The organism is Cognatilysobacter segetis, from assembly GCF_004359965.1.
Taxonomy (GTDB): Bacteria; Pseudomonadota; Gammaproteobacteria; order Xanthomonadales; family Xanthomonadaceae; genus Cognatilysobacter; species Cognatilysobacter segetis.
Genome location: NZ_SMRQ01000011.1, coordinates 1 through 16,530 on the forward strand (window position 1 = coordinate 1; position 16,530 = coordinate 16,530).

General features: G+C 70.6%; 15 protein-coding genes. 11 read left to right on the forward strand and 4 right to left on the reverse strand.

What is annotated here, in order from left to right; genetic code table 11:
• Both E4F61_RS03615 and E4F61_RS03620 read right to left on the reverse strand, forming a co-directional pair.
• Nucleotides 1-3,115, reverse strand: a 3,115-nt coding sequence (locus tag E4F61_RS03615; protein ID WP_133478310.1) for a hybrid sensor histidine kinase/response regulator, incomplete at its 3' end; no start/stop codon positions are given.
• Nucleotides 3,116-3,268: 153 nt separating this feature from the next.
• Complete coding sequence (locus tag E4F61_RS03620; RefSeq protein ID WP_133478311.1) at nt 3,269-5,512, reverse strand: TonB-dependent receptor; 2,244 nt, start codon at nt 5,510-5,512, stop codon at nt 3,269-3,271.
• A gap of 167 nt (nt 5,513-5,679) precedes the next feature.
• Between E4F61_RS03620 and E4F61_RS03625 the strand changes: the two genes are divergently transcribed.
• Nucleotides 5,680-7,083 carry a GntP family permease gene (locus tag E4F61_RS03625; protein ID WP_133478312.1) on the forward strand — a complete coding sequence of 468 codons (1,404 nt, stop codon included), beginning with the start codon at nt 5,680-5,682 and terminating at the stop codon, nt 7,081-7,083.
• A 12-nt stretch (nt 7,084-7,095) separates the two neighbouring features.
• Here the strand turns inward: E4F61_RS03625 and E4F61_RS03630 are convergent, their stop codons facing one another.
• Together E4F61_RS03630 and E4F61_RS03635 are read right to left on the reverse strand one after the other, a co-directional pair.
• The gene (locus E4F61_RS03630; protein ID WP_133478313.1) at nt 7,096-7,923 is read right to left on the reverse strand and encodes an amidohydrolase; all 828 of its coding nucleotides are present in this window, start codon (nt 7,921-7,923) and stop codon (nt 7,096-7,098) included.
• Nucleotides 7,924-7,931: 8 nt separating this feature from the next.
• Nucleotides 7,932-9,080 carry a pyridoxal phosphate-dependent aminotransferase gene (locus tag E4F61_RS03635; protein WP_133478314.1) on the reverse strand — a complete coding sequence of 383 codons (1,149 nt, stop codon included), beginning with the start codon at nt 9,078-9,080 and terminating at the stop codon, nt 7,932-7,934.
• A gap of 55 nt (nt 9,081-9,135) precedes the next feature.
• On the opposite strand from E4F61_RS03635, the gene E4F61_RS03640 reads away from it, so the two are divergent.
• The 10 genes from E4F61_RS03640 (at nt 9,136) to E4F61_RS03685 (ending at nt 16,452) form a co-directional block, all read left to right on the forward strand.
• Nucleotides 9,136-9,621, forward strand: coding sequence for a DUF3293 domain-containing protein (locus E4F61_RS03640; protein WP_133478315.1), 486 nt, complete (start codon nt 9,136-9,138; stop codon nt 9,619-9,621).
• 32 nt (nt 9,622-9,653) lie between these two features.
• A complete protein-coding gene (ccmA, locus tag E4F61_RS03645) occupies nt 9,654-10,298 on the forward strand; it encodes a heme ABC exporter ATP-binding protein CcmA (RefSeq protein ID WP_133478316.1) in 645 nt (214 codons plus the stop codon).
• Nucleotides 10,295-10,987 (forward strand): heme exporter protein CcmB, encoded by a 693-nt coding sequence (gene ccmB, locus E4F61_RS03650; protein ID WP_133478317.1) that lies wholly within the window; start codon nt 10,295-10,297, stop codon nt 10,985-10,987. Before ccmA ends, ccmB begins: the two co-directional genes overlap by 4 nt.
• Before the next feature lie 96 nt (nt 10,988-11,083).
• Complete coding sequence (gene ccmC, locus E4F61_RS03655; RefSeq protein WP_133478318.1) at nt 11,084-11,830, forward strand: heme ABC transporter permease CcmC; 747 nt, start codon at nt 11,084-11,086, stop codon at nt 11,828-11,830.
• Nucleotides 11,827-11,997 (forward strand): heme exporter protein CcmD, encoded by a 171-nt coding sequence (gene ccmD / locus E4F61_RS03660; protein WP_133478319.1) that lies wholly within the window; start codon nt 11,827-11,829, stop codon nt 11,995-11,997. The genes ccmC and ccmD overlap by 4 nt, the downstream gene beginning before the upstream one ends.
• Nucleotides 11,994-12,503: a cytochrome c maturation protein CcmE gene (gene ccmE, locus E4F61_RS03665; RefSeq protein WP_133478320.1), complete on the forward strand. Its 510-nt coding sequence runs from the start codon at nt 11,994-11,996 to the stop codon at nt 12,501-12,503. Before ccmD ends, ccmE begins: the two co-directional genes overlap by 4 nt.
• Before the next feature lie 5 nt (nt 12,504-12,508).
• Entirely contained in the window at nt 12,509-14,482 is a 1,974-nt protein-coding gene (locus tag E4F61_RS03670; RefSeq protein ID WP_238382794.1) for a heme lyase CcmF/NrfE family subunit, read from the forward strand.
• Nucleotides 14,479-15,030: a DsbE family thiol:disulfide interchange protein gene (locus E4F61_RS03675; RefSeq protein WP_133478321.1), complete on the forward strand. Its 552-nt coding sequence runs from the start codon at nt 14,479-14,481 to the stop codon at nt 15,028-15,030. Before E4F61_RS03670 ends, E4F61_RS03675 begins: the two co-directional genes overlap by 4 nt.
• Complete coding sequence (locus E4F61_RS03680; protein WP_133478322.1) at nt 15,020-15,463, forward strand: cytochrome c-type biogenesis protein; 444 nt, start codon at nt 15,020-15,022, stop codon at nt 15,461-15,463. Before E4F61_RS03675 ends, E4F61_RS03680 begins: the two co-directional genes overlap by 11 nt.
• Nucleotides 15,463-16,452, forward strand: coding sequence for a tetratricopeptide repeat protein (locus tag E4F61_RS03685; RefSeq protein WP_238382791.1), 990 nt, complete (start codon nt 15,463-15,465; stop codon nt 16,450-16,452). Before E4F61_RS03680 ends, E4F61_RS03685 begins: the two co-directional genes overlap by 1 nt.
• Nucleotides 16,453-16,530: the final 78 nt, after the last annotated feature.

Here is a 16,530-nt window from a genome sequence, read left to right on the forward strand (position 1 = left end):
TGTCGCCGTCGTCCAGGTGATAGTCGAGCAGCCAGACCGCGGGGTCGCGCGAATCGCAGGCGGCGAGCGCATCGCGGCGGTCGCGGGCGACGGCCACGTCGCAACCCCAGCGCTCCAGCAGCAGGCGGGTGGCATCCAGCGCGGCGGGCTCGTTGTCGAGCAGCAGCACGCGCAGTCCCGCCAGTCGTTGCGGCACCGTCGGCACCGGCGGCCGTTGCGGACGCGCTGCGCATTCGAGGTCGAGGGCGAACATCGTTCCGCGGCCGGGCCGGCTTCGCAGCGCGATCGGCGCAGCGAGCAGCGCGGCGATGCGGTCGGCGATGAACAGGCCGAGGCCGAGCCCCTGCCCCGGCGCGTCCTCGCCCCGACGGAATTCCTCAAAGATCTCGCGCTGGCGCGACGGGTCGATGCCGGGTCCGCTGTCGTGCACCTCGATCCGCAGCCGGTCGCCGCATCGACGCACGCCGAACACGACGCGGCCGCTCGCGGTATAGCGCACGGCGTTGGCGAGGAAGTTCTGCAGCACGCGGCGCAGCAGCTGCGGGTCCGTGCGCACCCACGTCGTCGTGCGCAGGTAACGGAACGACAGGCCGCGCGCAGCGGCGATCGCCTCGAACTCCGACGCCAGCGGATCGAGCACTTCGGCGAGCGCGAACACGCGCGGCTGCGGCACAAGCCCGCCCGCCTCGAGTCGCGACATGTCGAGCAGGCCCGAGAGCAGTTCCACGGTCGATTCGAGCGCGCCGCGCACCTGCGTGATCGTGGCGCGGCGCCGCTCCTCGTCGAGCCCATCGCCCAGCGCGTCGACGAAGAGCTGCGCGGCATGCAGCGGCTGCATCAGGTCGTGGCCGATCGCGGCCAGGAAGCGACTCTTGGCGTGGTTCGCGCGCTCCGCCTCGCGCGTGGCGACCTGCAATTCGACCGTGCGCTCGGCGACGCGCTGCTCGAGCGTTTCGTTGGCGAGGAGCAGGCCCGCCTGCGCGCGGCGGAACGCGGTGACGTCGGTGAACGTCGCGACGAAGCCGCCGCCCGGCATCGGCACGCCGCGGATCTCGATGATGCTGCCGTCGGGCAGCACGCGCTCGGACAGGTGCGGCGTACCGGCGCGCATGAACGCGAGCCGCCGATCGAGCGCGCGCTCGACGTCGCCGTCGAAGCCGATCCGCTGCAGCGCCCAGCGCGCGAGGTCGGCGATCGGCCGTCCGACCTGCAGCAGCGTCGTGGGATAGCCGAACAGCTCCGCATAACGCCGGTTCCATGCGACCAGCCGCAGGTCCGCGTCGACCACGCTGATGCCCTGGCTCATGTTCTGCAGTGCGGCCTCGAGCAGGCGCTGGTTGAAACGCAGGTCGGCCGAGGCTTCGCCGACGATCGTCGCGACGGTTTCGAGGTCGCGCGATTCGCGGCGCGCGGCGTCCAGAAGCACGCGCGCGGACGCCGCGCCGAGCACGCCGGCGAGTTCGCGTTCGATGCGCTCCTCGACCGCGACCGGCACTGGCCCGGTGGTCGCGACGCCCTGCAGCAGTTGCGAGACGCGTTCGCGCGGCAGGAAGCGCAGGCTCGCCGCCCGAAGCGTCGCGGCATCGAGTCCGCGATGCGCGCGCCGCGGCGTGCCGCCCCACGAGGCGGCGAGCAACAGCGTCGCGCCGGTGCCGAGGAACAGGCTCGCACCCACCGCGCGACCCAGCCGCGACCAGCCCGTCAGGCCGAAGAAGCCGTCCGGCGACAGCCATGCCGCGCCGAGCGGACCGTCCCGCAGCCAGGCCCCGTCGGCGAACGTCGGCAGGACGAGAATCCAGGCCCACGTGGCGAAGCCCACGAGGATGCCGACCAGCGCCGCGCGCGCGGGCGTCTGCGGACGCCAGACCGCGAACGCGAGCGCGGGCCCGAGCGTGGCCAGCGCCGAGAACGAGACCGCACCGACGTCCGCCAACGCTTCGCTGCCTGCGATGACGCGGCTGTACGCCCATGCGAGCAGCATCACCGCGACGATGCCCGTGCGCCGCAGCGTCAGCACGCTACCGCTGAGGTCCCCCGCCCCGCTGCGGTTCCAGGCGCCACGCAGCAGCCCGGGCGCGAACCAGTGGTTGCCGATCATCAGGCTCAGGCTGAGCGTGCTCACCACCACCATGCCGGTGGCCGCGCTCAGGCCGCCGAGGAACGCGAACAGCGCCAGCCCTTCGCGGCCCTGCGCGAGCGGCAGCGCCAGCACGTAGAGGTCGGACGGCACGCGGTCGCCGAGCAGCCGTGCGCCGGCGCGCGCGAGCGGCAGCACCGGCAAGGCGATCAGTAAGAGGTACAGCGGGAACAGCCAGCGCGCGGTGTGCACGTGCCGCTCCTCGCGGCATTCCACCACCGCGACATGGAACTGGTGCGGAAGGATGAACATCGCCAACGCGCCCAGCACCACCAGTGGCACGAAACCGCTGCCGTCGGCCGGCGCGGGCAGCGGCACCGCTACGGCCGGAACGTGCAGGCCGAACAGGACGAACGCACCGACGGCGAGCATCGCGCCGAGCTTGAACACCGATTCCAGCGCCATCGCGAACACGAGGCCGCGGTTGTGTTCCGTCGCCTCGGCCTTGCGCGCGCCGAACAGGATCGCGAACACCGCGAGCACGATCGCGACGTACAGGCCGCTGTCGCGCCACGGGGGCCCGCTGGCCGACACGCTGCCCGACGACAGCATCGAGAAGCTCATCGCCACGGCCTTGAGCTGCAGCGCGATGTAGGGAATGAGCCCCAGTGCCGCGACGAGCGTGACGGTGGCGGCCAGCCACGCGTCCTTGCCCAGGCGCGTGGCGATCAGGTCCGCGAGCGACGCGGCGTTGGTATCGCGCGCGAGGCGCGCCAGGCGCAGCATCACGCCGACGCCGAGTGCGTACAGCAGGATCGCGCCCACGAACGTGGGCGGAACGGGCCATCCGTAGCGCGCCGCCTGCGTCACCGTGCCGTAGAAGGTCCAGGAGGTGCAGTGCACCGCCAGCGAAAGCGCGTAGACGAGCCGCCAGCGACGCGACCACAGCGCCGGCCGCCGCTCGGCATGCAGCGCGGCGGCGAACATCAGCCCGAGCCAGGCAAGGCTCGCCGCGGTGACGACACCCGCGTTCAGCATCGACGTCGCATCCCGTCAGGTCCCGGCATCACGCGCCCCCGTTTCGCACGGTCGCCAGCTTAGTCGGCGGGCCCGGCCGGCGCACGGTCGGGCACAAATGCGACGGCGGGCCCGAAGGCCCGCCGCCGCGACTCCGACCGCCTTCGGCGTCGGTCAGAAGTCGTAACGCGCGGTGAGCGAATACTGGCGCGGCGGGCCGTAGAAGCCCGTGAGCACGCCATACGCGGCGATGTTGTAGCCCGTGGTGCGGTATTCCTCGTCGGTCAGGTTCGAGCCCTGCAGCGAGAAGGACCAGGCGTCGTTGACCTTCCAGATCACGCCCGCGTTGACCAGGCCGTAGCCGTCCTGGTGGATGGCGGGGCTCAGGTCCGTGGTCGGCCACACGTCGGACTGGTACGCGTACCCAACACGCGCCGACAGGTTGCCGCCATTGTCAAGCGGCGTGCGCCACTCGAGGTTGATCGCGCCCGAGAAGTCCGGCGCGTTCGTGAAGTACTGCGAATCGGCGATGTTGACGCCGGCGCTGATGAACTCGTCGTACTTCGCGTCCAGCCAGGCGAGGTTGCCGCTGATCGCCCAGTGCTGCGTCGGCAGGAACTGGTACTCGACCTCCAGGCCCTTCACCGTGCCCTTGCCGGCGTTGGTGAAGTCGCCGAAGAAGCTCTGGCTGCCGTTGGGCAGCGTGTACGAAGTGAAGACGGAGAGCTGGATGTCCTTGTAGTCGTTCTGGAAGTACGCCAGGTTCAGGAACAGGCGGTCGTCCATCAGCGACATCTTGCTGCCGATCTCGTAGCTGTCCACCGACTCGTCGCCGAACGGCTCGCCCGAGCGCGGCACGGCGGTGGTGTTGGCGCGGATGTTGTAGCCGCCCGACTTGAAGCCGCGCGACGCCAGCCCGTACACCATGATGTCCGGCGTGATCTGGTAATCCAGCGAGACCTTCGGCGAGACGTTCTTGAAGTTGACGGTCTTGTTGAAGTTCGCCGCCGTGCCCCAGGACGTCGTGTAGCTGCCGTTCGTGTAGAAGCGGTTGAGCGCGACCGCGTGCTTGTCCTCGTCGGTGTAGCGCGCGCCCACGTCGAGCTTGAGGCGATTGGTCAGGTCGAAGGTCCAGTCGGCGTAGGCCGCGAACGACTTCGTGTTGACGTAGCCCTGCGTGTCGCCGAACAGCGGGTTCGTGAGCGCCGGCGCACCGAGCGGGTTGTAGAAATGGTTGAGCACCTGGCCGCCGGCGTCGCCGTTGAACCAGTAAAGGCCCATGACGCCGCGGGCGCGGCCGCCGGCGTCGTAGTTGAGCTGCAACTCGTTGCTGACCTGCTGGTCGCTGTAGAAGGCGCGCACGTCGACCAGCGGCAGCGGCGTGGTGTCGAAGTCGATGTTGGTCTCGGTGTCGGACTCGCGCTTGGCGACCACGTACTTGAGCGCGAAGTCGTCGTTGAGGCGCCAGTTGGCGGTGATCGAGCCGCCCTTCATCTGCGTGTCGTTGACGTTGCCCATGCCGCTGCGGATGTCGTAGCGGCTGGCGAGGGGCGCATACGCCGGCGCCAAGGGGTTGGCCGCCAGCATCTTGGCGCCGCGCACGCCGGACTGGTCGTCCATCCAGTCCAGCGCGAAGCGGACGTCGAAGTTGTCGCCGGCGAAGGCGCCGAGCTCGAAGCGTGCCGCGTTGATTTCCTTGTCGCTGACGTCCTGGCCCGTGTAGAGGTTCGTGCCGAAGCCGTCGCGGTTGAGGCTCGCCACCGACACGCGGCCGCGCAGGCCGCTGTCCTCGCCGGCGATCGGGCCGCCGACCGCGGCCTTCACGTCGAGCTGGTTGTAGTTGCCGACCGTGATCGAGCCGAAGCCATCGAGCTGCTTGGGCAGGCCCTTGGAGATGTACTTGATTGCGCCGCCGATCGTGTTCTTGCCGTACAGCGTGCCCTGCGGGCCGCGCAGTACTTCGATGCGCTCGACGTCGAACACGTCGAGCAGCGCACCCTGCGGGCGCGCGATGTACACGTCGTCGAGGTAGATGCCCACGCCGGGATCGACGCCCCACAGCGGATCGGCCTGGCCGACGCCGCGGATGTAGGCCGTTACCGTGCTCGTCGAGCCGCGCGCCGCATAGATCGTCAGGTTCGGCACCTGTGCGTCGAGATCGCCGAGGTCGCGGACGTTGAGCTTGTCGAGCGCTTCGGGGGTGAACGCCGTCACCGCGACGGGCACTTCCTGCAGCGTTTCCTCGCGCTTGCGCGCGGTGACCTTGATGCGGTCTAGCGCGCGCTCGCCGTCCTCGGTGTCGCTCGCCGCGCTGGCGCCGCGCGCCGCGGTCGTGTCCTGCGCCCAGGCGGTGGGCACGATCAGCGCACAGGCGATCGCGAGGCAGAGGTGGTTACGGCTGACGTTCTTGCGGCGCATCGAAGGACTCTCCCCAGTGACCGGATGGCGTGATCGCACGGCGGACCGCGCCGTGATGCCGTGCACGGTAGGCGACGTCCATCGCGGCGGGCAGCTGTACCTTCGGACAATGCCGGCATCGCCGCGCGCCCGGATACTGGCCGCCACTCAAGGGGACGGGAGCCGCGATGGCCTTCCTGATCGTGCTCGCCGCGCTGGCGTTCCTGATGTTCGTGGCCTACCGCGGCCATTCGGTGATCCTGTTCGCGCCGGTCGCCGCGCTCGGCGCGGTGCTGCTCACCGATCCGGCACTGGTACCGCCGATGTTCACCGGCCTCTTCATGGAGAAGATGGTCGGCTTCCTGAAGCTCTACTTCCCGGTGTTCCTGCTCGGCGCGGTGTTCGGCAAGCTCATCGAACTGTCGGGCTTCTCGCGCGCGATCGTCGCGTCCACCATCCGGGTGGTCGGCGCGAAGCGCGCGATCCTGTCGATCGTGCTGGTCTGCGCGCTGCTGACCTACGGCGGCGTTTCGCTGTTCGTGGTCGTCTTCGCCGTCTATCCGTTCGCCGCCGAGCTGTTCCGCCAGAGCGACATCCCGAAGCGGCTGATTCCCGGCACGATCGCGCTCGGCGCGTTCACCTTCACTATGGATGCCCTGCCCGGCACGCCGCAGATCCAGAACATCATCCCGACCACCTTCTTCGGCACCACCACGTGGGCCGCGCCGGTGCTCGGCACGCTCGGCGGCGTCTTCATCCTGGTGGTTGGTCTGCTCTACCTCGAATCGCGGCGGCGCCGTGCGGCCGCCGCGGGCGAAGGCTATGGCGATCCGGCGACGCTGGTGAACGAACCCGCCGCGTTCACCGGCGAGCGGATGGCGAATCCGTGGATCGCCCTGCTGCCGCTGGTGCTCGTCGGCGTCGCGAACCGGCTCTTCACCGGCTGGATCCCGGGCTTCTACGGCGAATCGACGAGCTTCGATCCGGCGGTCATCGGCGACGCCGCGCCGGTCGTGCAGGAAACGTCCAAGCTCGCCGGCATCTGGGCCGTCGAGGGCGCGTTGCTGATCGGCATCCTCGCCGTGCTCGTGTTCGCCTGGCGACCGGTCGTCGCGCGCTTCGTGGAGGGCAGTCGCGCCGCGATCGGCGGCGCACTGCTGGCGTCGATGAATACGGCGTCGGAATACGGCTTCGGCGCGGTGATCGCGGCGCTACCCGGATTCCTGGTCGTGTCGAACGCGCTGTCGGCGATTCCCGACCCGCTGCTCAACACGGCGGTGACGGTGACCTCGCTCGCGGGCATCACGGGGTCGGCGTCCGGCGGCATGGGCATCGCGCTCGCCGCCATGGCGCAGCAGTTCGTCGCGCAGGCGACGGCGGCCGGTATCCCGATGGAGGTGCTGCACCGCGTGGCGGCCATGGCCTCGGGCGGCATGGACACGTTGCCGCACAACGGCGCGGTCATCACCGTGCTCGCGGTCACCGGCCTGACGCATCGGCAGGCGTACCGCGACATCTTCGCGGTCACGCTGATCAAGACCGCGGCGGTGCTCGTGGTGATCGCGCTCTACTACCTCACCGGCCTCGTCTGAGGCCGGCGCGGCTCACCGGAGTTCGAACCGGTCGGCATCCAGCATCGCGGGGAACCGCTCGCGGTGGGCGCGCAGCTCCTCCAGGAACATCGTGGTCGTGGCGACCACTTCCATGTCGGTGCATTCGCTGATCGGGTTGCCGAGGTAATCGATCACCGCGCTGTCGCCGGCGTAGACCAGGCCGTTGCCGTCCGTCCCGACGCGGTTGACCGCCGCGACGTAGCAGAGGTTCTCCATTGCCCGCGCGCGCAGCAGCGTGCGCCAGGCGTGGCCGCGCACGCCGGGCCAGTTGGCGACGTAGATCAGCAGGTCGTAGTCGAGGTCCGTGGTGCGCTCGACGTCGTAGCGGTTCCGCGAGAACACCGGGAAACGCAGGTCGTAGCAGACGAGCGGACAGATCCGCCAGCCGCGCCATTCGAGCGTGAGCCGGTCGCGGCCGGCGGCATAGCGCTCGTGCTCCCCCGCATAACGGAACAGGTGGCGCTTGTCGTAGTACTGGACGGCGCCGTCCGGGGTGACGAACAGCAGGCGGTTGGCGACGCCGGCCTCCGTGCGCAGCTGCACGCTGCCGGTGATCGCGGCATCGAGGTCCACCGCCTTCTCGCGCATCCATGCCACGGTCGGGCCGTCCATCGTCTCCGCGCGCTCGATCGCATCGTTCGAGAAGCCGCTGGTGAAGGTCTCGGGCAGGACGACGAGATCCGTCGTGCCGTGCAACGCGCCGACCAGCCGGCCGTAGTAGTCGCGGTTGGCCCGCGGATCGAGCCAGCGCGTATCGCCCTGGACCAGGCTGACGCGTAGCGGATTGCGGACTTCGGTAACGGCGTATTCGGTCGACATGGCGGCCCTCAGAGCGCCTGCAGCCGCGCGATGGCGGCATCGAGCGTGGTTTCGTTCTTGGCGAAGCACAGTCGCGCCAGGCGCTGGCCGGCCGGCGGCGTGCCGTAGAAAGGCGACAACGGGATCGCGACGACACCCTTCTCGATCGCGAGCCAACGGCAGAACTCCGCGTCCGGCAGGTCGCTGACGGCCGAGTAGTCCACCAGCTGGAAGTACCCGCCCGGCACCGGGAGCGGACGCAGCTTCGTCGTGAGCAGCTGCTCGCGGAAGCGGTCGCGCTTGGCTTCGTAGAACGCGCCGAGCTGTTCGTAGTGCTCCGGCTCGGCCTCGATCATCTCGGCGAACGCGAACTGCGCGGGGGCGAACGTGCAGAAGGTGTTGTACTGGTGGACCTTGCGGAACTCGGCCGAGAGTGCCGGCGGTGCGATGCAGTAGCCGACCTTCCAGCCCGTGCAGTGGTAGGTCTTGCCGAAGCTCGAGATCACGAACGCGCGCTCGCGCAGCGACGGATAGCGCAGCGCCGATTCGTGGCGGCGCCCGTCGAAGATGATGTGCTCGTAGACCTCGTCCGACAGCAGGTAGATGGACGTGCCCGCGAGCAGCGCCTCGAGCTGCTGCATGTCGTCGGCCGTCCACCTCGCGCCCGACGGGTTGTGCGGCGAGTTGATCATGATCATGCGCGTGCGCGGCGACACGGCGGCGCGGATCAGCGACCAGTCCGGCGCGAACGTCTCCGGGTCGAGCGGCACGTGCACCGCCACGCCGCCGGCGAGGTCGATCGCCGGCTCGTAGCAGTCGTAGCAGGGATCGAGCACGATCACTTCGTCGCCGCCGCGCACGACGGCGTGGATCGCATCGAAGATCGCCTCGCTGGCGCCTGATGTCACCGTCACTTCGGCATCAGCATCCGGTCGGTATCCGTAGCAGCGCTCGGTCTTGTTCGCGATCGCCACGCGCAGGGGCGGCACGCCCGACATCGGCGCGTACTGGTTGCGGCCTTCGCGCATCGCGCGCGCCAGCGCGTCGACCAGCCGGGCCGGAACGTCGAAGTCGGGAAAGCCCTGTCCGAGGTTGACCGCACCGTGCTCGATCGCGAGCTGCGACATCACGGTGAAGATGGTCGTGCCGACCTTGGGCAGCTTGGTTTCGGGCGTCATCGCGCGGAGCCTGGCGAAGGGGCCACGAGTGTACGGAATCGCTACGGAGGACCGCATGAGCAACGACGGGACGAACGACGACGCGCCGCAGGACGGTCCGGTGGCGCTCGCGCGCGCCTTTGCCGCCGCGCGCTACCGCGTCGAGACCGGCGGCGAGCCGATCGAGTTCGGCGTCGGCGACCCTGCCGCGGATGTCGAGGCCGCGCTGCCCGCCGCCTACTACGCCTTCATCACCGCCTGGAATCCGGACGCGGAATCCCAGCCTTTCCGCGACAACGCGGCGGCCGACGACGCGCTCGCGTCGCGCCTCGACGCGCTCGGCATGCACTACCGGCGCACCTGGGCGCAGGCGCCGGACGGCGGCCATCGGGAAGCCGGCTGGCTCGTCGCCGGCCTCGGCCCCGACCGCGCCGACGCGCTCGGGCGCGAATTCGAGCAGGCCGGCATCCTCGCCTGGTGCGTCGGCGGCGACGTGCGACTGCACATGCTCGCGCCGCGCCCGCCGAACGCCGACCTGCCGCATGTCGACTGGATAGAATGAGCGACCGCGGCCGCCGGCCGTCCGACGCGCCGATGTCCGCCCAACCGACGCCCCGACCGCCGCTGCTCGCCGCCACCGGCCTGCGCTTCTCGCGCGACGACGAACCCGTCTTCGGGCCGCTCGATCTGTCGGTCGACGTCGGCGAGGCGCTGCTCGTGCAGGGCGAGAACGGCGCGGGCAAGACAACGCTGCTTCGCGTCCTCGCCGGCCTGCTCCGCGCCGACGCGGGCGAGGTACGCATCGACGGCCGTCCGGCTACACCGGCCGAGCGCGCCGGGGTGATCGGCTACGTGGGCCACCTGCCCGGCCTTAAGGCGGACCTCTCGACGCTCGAGAACCTTGACTGCCTCGGTGGGCTGCAGGGCCGCCGGCCCGGGCTGGAGCCCGTCGACGCCCTGGACCTGGTCGGGCTGGCGGGCTACGAGGACCAGCTCGCCCGGCAGCTCTCGGCGGGGCAACGCAAGCGGCTGTCGCTCGCCCGCCTGTGGCTCTCGCCCTGCCCCTGGTGGCTGCTCGACGAGCCCTACGCGAACCTCGACCTCGACGGCATCGAGCTGGTCAACCGGCTGATCCGGCTGCACCTCGACGACGGCGGCGCGACCCTGCTCACCACCCACGGCGCCTATGCCGCCCCACCGGTCCGTACCCGACTGCTGCCGCTGGAGCGTCCGGCATGACCGCAGCTCACCCGCCGGGCCTGGCCCAGTCCGCGGCCGCGCTGGTCCGGCGGGACCTGCGGATCCTGTGGCGCCGTCGCAGCGAAGCGTTCCAGCCGGCGCTGTTCGCCGTGCTGGTGGCCGTCCTCTTCGCGCTCGCGCTCGGCGCCGACAGCCGCCTGCTGCCCAAGGTCGCCAGCGCCGTCCTGTGGCTCGCGGTGCTGCTGGCGGGCCTGCTGTCGCTGGACGCGCTCTTCCGCGCCGATGCCGAGGACGGCTCGCTCGAGCAGTGGATGCTGGCGCCCGTCCCGCTGCCGTGGCTGGTGCTGGTGCGCACGGCGATGCACTGGGCCACGACGGCCCTGCCGCTGCTGGTCGCTACGCCGCTGCTAAGCCTGCTGCTGCAGCTCCCGACGCCCCAGCTGCCGGTGCTGATGGCCTCCCTGGCGCTGGGCACGCCGCTGCTGAGCCTGATCGGCGCGGTGATTGCGGCACTGACGGTCGGGATGAAGCGCTCCGGTATACTCGTCGCCCTGCTGGCCCTGCCGCTGTACGTGCCGGTGCTGGTCTTCGGCGCGGGAAGCGTCGTCGCCGCCTCGCAGGGCCTGGACCCGACCGGTGCGCTGCTGCTCCTGGGCGCCGGGCTGGTCGCCAGCCTGCTGCTCGCCCCGCTCGCCGCCGCCGCGGCCCTGCGGATCGCGCTGAACTGAAACGCCCGAATTGAGTCTGATCAAGCGCCCGTCCGCGCCCGTCGCGGAGACTTCCACGCACGCTCAGGCGGCCCGCCCGCCAGTCCCGACGCCCCGATGAATCCGCTGGTCCGCTGGTTCCACCAACTCGGCTCGCCGCCCTACTTCGACCGCTTCGCCGCGCGCTGGGCGAAGTGGGGCTACGCGCTGGGCCTGCTGCTCATGCTGCCGGGCCTGTACGGCGCGCTGTTCACGGTCCCCGCCGACTACCAGCAGGGCGACAGCTTCCGCATCCTCTACATCCACGTGCCGTCGGCGTGGATGAGCATGGCGGCGTTCGCGGCGATGGCGTTCTACGCGGCCATCGCGCTGGTGTGGCGCATCAAGCTCTGCGAGATCCTCGCGATGGCCTGCGCGCCGATCGGCGCCGGGTTCACGCTGATCACGCTGCTCACCGGCTCGATCTGGGGCAAGCCCATGTGGGGCACGTGGTGGGACTGGGACCCGCGGCTCACCACCGAGCTGATCCTGCTGTTCCTCTACCTCGGCGTGATGGGCATCTACGGCGCGATCGACGATCGTCGTATCGCGGCGCGCGCCGCGTCGTTCCTCGCGCTCGTCGGCGTCGTGCTGCTGCCGATCATCCATTACTCGGTGGTGTGGTGGAACTCGCTGCACCAGGGGCAGACGATCCGCCTCTTCGGCGAGTCGTCGATGGACGCGTCGATGGTCGCGCCGCTCATCTGGATGGCGGTCGGCACGCATGTCTGGTTCGTTGGCGCCCTGCTCGCACGCGCGCGCGCCGACAACCTGCGTCGCGAAGCCGGCAAGGCCTGGATCGCGCAGACGGGAGCGGCTCGATGAGCTACGCCGGCTACGTCGCCGCGGCCTACGCCGTATTCGTCATCGTGCTCGCGTGGGACTTCGTGGCTACGCAGCTCCAGATCCGCCGTCGCCTGCGCGACGCGCAGCGTCGCCAGTCACGCGACGCCGCCCGCGCGCGCCCGAAACGTTCCGTGGAAGTGCAATGAACCCGATCCGTCGCCGCCGCCTGCTGTGGATCCTCGCGCTCGTCCTGGGCGCGGGCCTCGCGGCCACCCTCGTCGCGACGGCGTTGCAGCGCAACGTCGCGTATCTCTACACGCCGTCGGAGATCTTTTCCGGCCAGGCCGGCGCGAACGTGCGCGACGGCGGGGCGAAGTTCCGCCTCGGCGGCATGGTCGCGCGCGGCTCGTTCAAGCGCGCCGAAGGCTCGATGGAAGCGCATTTCAACGTCACCGACGGCGATCGCGTGATGCCCGTGGTCTACACCGGCATCCTGCCCGACCTCTTCCGCGAGGACCAGGCCGTCATCGCCACGGGCCGCATGCAGGGCGATCGCTTCATCGCCGAGCAGGTGCTCGCCAAGCACGACGAGACCTACATGCCGAAGGAAGTCGCCGAAAAGATGGGCAAGGCGCACCGCAAGCACGATGTCGCCTCCGATGCGCCCGCCGATGCGTCCGCGCCGGTCACGCCGGCCGGAGCGATGCAGTGACCGACCTGATCGCCGCGCTGCCCGAGCTCGGGCAGTTCGCGCTGCTGCTCGCGTTCGTCGTGGCGATCGTGCAGTCCACGCTGCCGCTGATCGGCGCGCACCGCGGCCTCGGTGCGTGGATGGAGGTGGCCCGCCCGGCCGCCTACGCGCAACTCGCATGCATCGCGTTCGCCTTCATGGCATTGACGGTCGCGTTCGTCACGCAGGATTTCTCGGTGAAGTACGTCGCCGAGAACAGCAATTCGCTGCTGCCGTTGCGGTACCGCTATTCCGCGGTCTGGGGCTCGCACGAGGGTTCGTTGTTGTTGTGGGCGCTCGTGCTCGCACTGTGGACGGGCGCCGTCGCGACGTTCTCTCGCGGGCTGCCGCGCCATATGGTCGCCCGCGTGCTGAGCGTGATGGGCATCGTCGCGGTCGGTTTCCTCGCGTTCCTCATCTTCACCAGCAATCCCTTCACCCGCCTGTTGCCGGCAGCCGCCGAGGGCCGTGACCTGAATCCGCTGCTGCAGGATCCCGGCCTGATCATCCATCCGCCGATGCTCTATGCGGGCTACGTCGGCTTCGCCGTGCCGTTCGCATTCGCGATCGCCGCGCTGCTCGAGGGCGGCGTCGACGCGCGCTGGCTGCGCTGGACGCGTCCGTGGACGAACGTCGCCTGGGCCTGCCTGACGATCGGCATCGCGCTGGGCTCGTGGTGGGCGTACTACGAGCTCGGCTGGGGCGGCTGGTGGTTCTGGGACCCGGTCGAGAACGCGTCGTTCATGCCGTGGCTCGCGGGCGCGGCGCTGATCCATTCGCAGGCGGTGACGGAAAAGCGCGGTGGCTTCGTCGGCTGGACGCTGCTGCTCGCGATCGCTGCCTTCTCGCTCTCGCTGCTGGGCACGTTCCTCGTGCGCTCGGGCGTGCTCACGAGCGTGCACGCGTTCGCCGCCGATCCCACGCGCGGCACGTTCGTGCTGATCTTCCTCGGCATCGTGATCGGCGGCTCGCTGCTGCTGTATGCGCTGCGCGCGCCCGAGGGCGACGCGGCGCGCGGCGGGTACTTCGCCTCCTACTCCCGCGAGACGCTGCTGCTCGTCAACAACGTTCTGCTCAGCGCAAGCTGCGCCATGGTGCTGCTCGGCACGCTGTACCCGCTGCTCGCCGATGCGCTGGACCTCGGCAAGATCTCGGTCGGCCCGCCGTACTTCGCGTCGTTCTTCGTTCCGCTGGTCGCGCTGATCGCGCTGCTTCTTCCGCTGGGCCCGCTGACGAAGTGGCAGCGCGACGAGCCGTCGCGGCCGGCGAAGCTGCTGGCGCCTCTGCTGGTGCTCGCGCTGCTGGCGGGCATCGCAACCTTCCTGGCGCTGCCGCACGGCGGCTGGAAGACCGCGCTGGGGGTCGCAGGTGCAGCGTGGGTCGTGCTGGGGACGCTTCGCTTCGTCTGGCAGCGGCTACGCATGCCCGGCGCGCGCTTCACCGCCGAGATGGTCGGCATGGTCCTCGCTCATGCCGGCGTCGGCGTATTCGTCGTCGGCGCGCTGCTGGTCGAGGGCATGGCGCAGCAACACGAACTCGCGCTGCGCCCCGGCCAGTCCGTCGAGCTCGCCGGCTACGCGTTCCGCTTCGAAGGCGTGAGCCATTCGCGCGGTCCCAACTACGAGGCCGACCGCGGCACCGTCGTGGTGACGCGCGGCGACCGCGTCGTGCAGACGATGCATCCGGAAAAGCGCAACTACGCGAGCGGCGGCCAGGTGATGACGGAAGCGGCGATCGTGCCGGGCGTGTCGAAGGACCTCTACGTCGCACTGGGCGAGCCGCTCGGCGGCGGGGCCTGGGCCGTGCGCGTGCACGTCAAGCCATTCGTGCGGTGGATCTGGTCAGGCGCGTTGCTCATGGCACTCGGCGGCCTGGCGGCGGCCTCCGACCGGCGCTTCCGCAATGCCCGCGAACGCGCCGCCACCGGTGCGCAGCCCGTTCCGGCAGGAGCCGCGCCGTGAACCGCAGCCGCTGGATTCCGTTGGCCGTCTTCGCCGCATTGGCTGCATTGCTTGCGGCAGGCGTCTGGCTCAGCCGCCGTCCCGATCGCGAGGCCCTGCCTTCGCCGCTGATCGGTAAGCCCGCGCCCGAGTTCGCGCTGCCGTCGCTGCACCAGCCGGAGCGCATCGTGCGTGCCGCCGACCTACGGGGCGCGCCCTACCTGCTCAACGTCTGGGGCAGCTGGTGCCCGGCCTGTCGCGAGGAGCATCCGGTCATCACGCGCTTCGCCGAGACCAAGCGCGTGCGCGTGGTCGGCTACAACTGGAAGGACGCACGCCCCGACGCGCTGCGCTGGCTCGAGCAGTTCGGCAACCCGTATTGGCTGGTGATCGTCGACGAACCCGGCGACACGGCGATCGACTTCGGCATCTACGGTGCGCCGGAAACTTACCTGATCGACGCCAATGGCCGCATCCGCTGGAAACACGTGGGCGAGCTCAGCGACGCGATCATCCGCGACGAGGTGATGCCGCAGCTGCAGGCACTGGAGAGCGAACATGGCGCGTAGGTTCGTCGCCATTCTCGCCGGTCTGCTGGTGGTCGCCTCGGCCTTTGCGCAGGTCGCGGACCGGCGTCCTCTGCAGTTCCGGGATACGACCGAGGACGCGCGCTTCCGCGACCTCACGCACGAGCTGCGCTGCGTGATGTGCCAGAACCAGTCGATCGCCGATTCCGATGCGCAGATCGCCGTCGACCTGCGACGCGAGATCCTGCGCCTCATGCGCGACGGGCGCAGCGACGAGGAGATCCGTCGCTTCCTCGTCGATCGCTACGGCGAGTTCGTGCTCTACCGTCCGAACGTCGGTCCGGCCACGTGGCTGCTCTGGTTCGGACCGCTGGCCGTGCTGCTGGCCGGCGGTGCGGTCGTCTGGCGCATCGTGCGCGAACGGTCGGCGCGGCCGGGCGCGACGCCGGTCGATCCCGACAGCGGAGAGTGGTGATGAACTACGGCTTCATCGCGGCGGCGCTGGTACTCGGCCTCGCGGTCCTCGTGCCCGCCTTCTGGCCGCTGATCCGCCGTCGCCCCGCCGTGGGCGGCCTCCTGGCCGGCGCGGCGCTCGTGCTGGTGTCCTCGATGTACCTGCTGGTCGGCAGCCCGGCGGCACTGGATCCGGCCAACGTGCGCACGCCCGATACGCTCGCCGGCGCGGTGCAGCGCCTGGAAACGGAGCTCGCGCGCCAGCCGGCGCAACCCGATGGCTGGCGCCTGCTCGCCGATGCGTACCGCGCGCAGGGTCGCGTGGCGGACGTCGCGCGCGCGCTGGGTCAGGCCGTGCGTTACTCGCCGCGCGACGCCGACCTGCTCGCCCAGGCCGCCGAAGCCCGCGCGCTGGCAGCGCCCGACCGGCGCTTCGACGCCGACGCGATGCTCTACCTGCAGCGGGCGCTGGCGGTGCAGCCGTCACACCAGCGGTCCCGTTGGTTCATGGGGGTCGCGCAGCGCCAAGCCGGGAAGCCCGCGGACGCCGCGGCGACCTGGCAGGCCCTGCTGCCCGACGTCGACCCGGCGACCGCGACCGCGCTGCGGCCGCAGATCGACGCCGCCCGCGCCGACGCGGGCCTGCCGCCGCTGCCGGCGGCGCCTGCCGCGCGAATGCTGTCGGTTGTCGTCGACATCGACCCCGCCCTTCGCCGCACGCTTCCCGCGGATGCCGCGGTGTTCGTCATCGCGCGCGAGCCGGGCGGCGCGCCGATGCCCGTCGCGGCCAAGCGGATCACGCTTGCGGATCTACCCGCGACGTTGACGCTCTCCGACGCCGACAGCCCGATGCCGACGCGCCGCCTGTCGCAGCTTGCGAAGGTGGAAGTGCTGGCGCGCGTGTCGCGCAGCGGGACGGCGAACGCCACCCCGGGCGACCTGGAATCCGCCGCGCAGGTGGTGGCGTCGGACGGTCGCGCGAAGCTGGCCATCGACCACGCGCGTCCCTGACGAGCGCGGCCGCAGCCTGCAGCACTGGCGGCCGCGCCAACGAAAAAGCCCCGCCGGAGCGGGGCTTTTCTTCGTCCG

Coding starts and splice junctions, on each gene's coding strand:
- ccmE (WP_133478320.1), top strand. CDS start 11,994: ATGAACCCGATCCGTCGCCGCCGCCTGCTGTGGATCCTCGCGCTCGTC.
- ccmC (WP_133478318.1), top strand. CDS start 11,084: ATGAATCCGCTGGTCCGCTGGTTCCACCAACTCGGCTCGCCGCCCTAC.
- E4F61_RS03620 (WP_133478311.1), bottom strand. CDS start 5,512: ATGCGCCGCAAGAACGTCAGCCGTAACCACCTCTGCCTCGCGATCGCC.
- E4F61_RS03630 (WP_133478313.1), bottom strand. CDS start 7,923: ATGTCGACCGAATACGCCGTTACCGAAGTCCGCAATCCGCTACGCGTC.
- E4F61_RS03640 (WP_133478315.1), top strand. CDS start 9,136: ATGAGCAACGACGGGACGAACGACGACGCGCCGCAGGACGGTCCGGTG.
- E4F61_RS03680 (WP_133478322.1), top strand. CDS start 15,020: ATGGCGCGTAGGTTCGTCGCCATTCTCGCCGGTCTGCTGGTGGTCGCC.
- ccmB (WP_133478317.1), top strand. CDS start 10,295: ATGACCGCAGCTCACCCGCCGGGCCTGGCCCAGTCCGCGGCCGCGCTG.
- E4F61_RS03685 (WP_238382791.1), top strand. CDS start 15,463: ATGAACTACGGCTTCATCGCGGCGGCGCTGGTACTCGGCCTCGCGGTC.
- ccmD (WP_133478319.1), top strand. CDS start 11,827: ATGAGCTACGCCGGCTACGTCGCCGCGGCCTACGCCGTATTCGTCATC.
- E4F61_RS03625 (WP_133478312.1), top strand. CDS start 5,680: ATGGCCTTCCTGATCGTGCTCGCCGCGCTGGCGTTCCTGATGTTCGTG.
- E4F61_RS03635 (WP_133478314.1), bottom strand. CDS start 9,080: ATGACGCCCGAAACCAAGCTGCCCAAGGTCGGCACGACCATCTTCACC.
- ccmA (WP_133478316.1), top strand. CDS start 9,654: ATGTCCGCCCAACCGACGCCCCGACCGCCGCTGCTCGCCGCCACCGGC.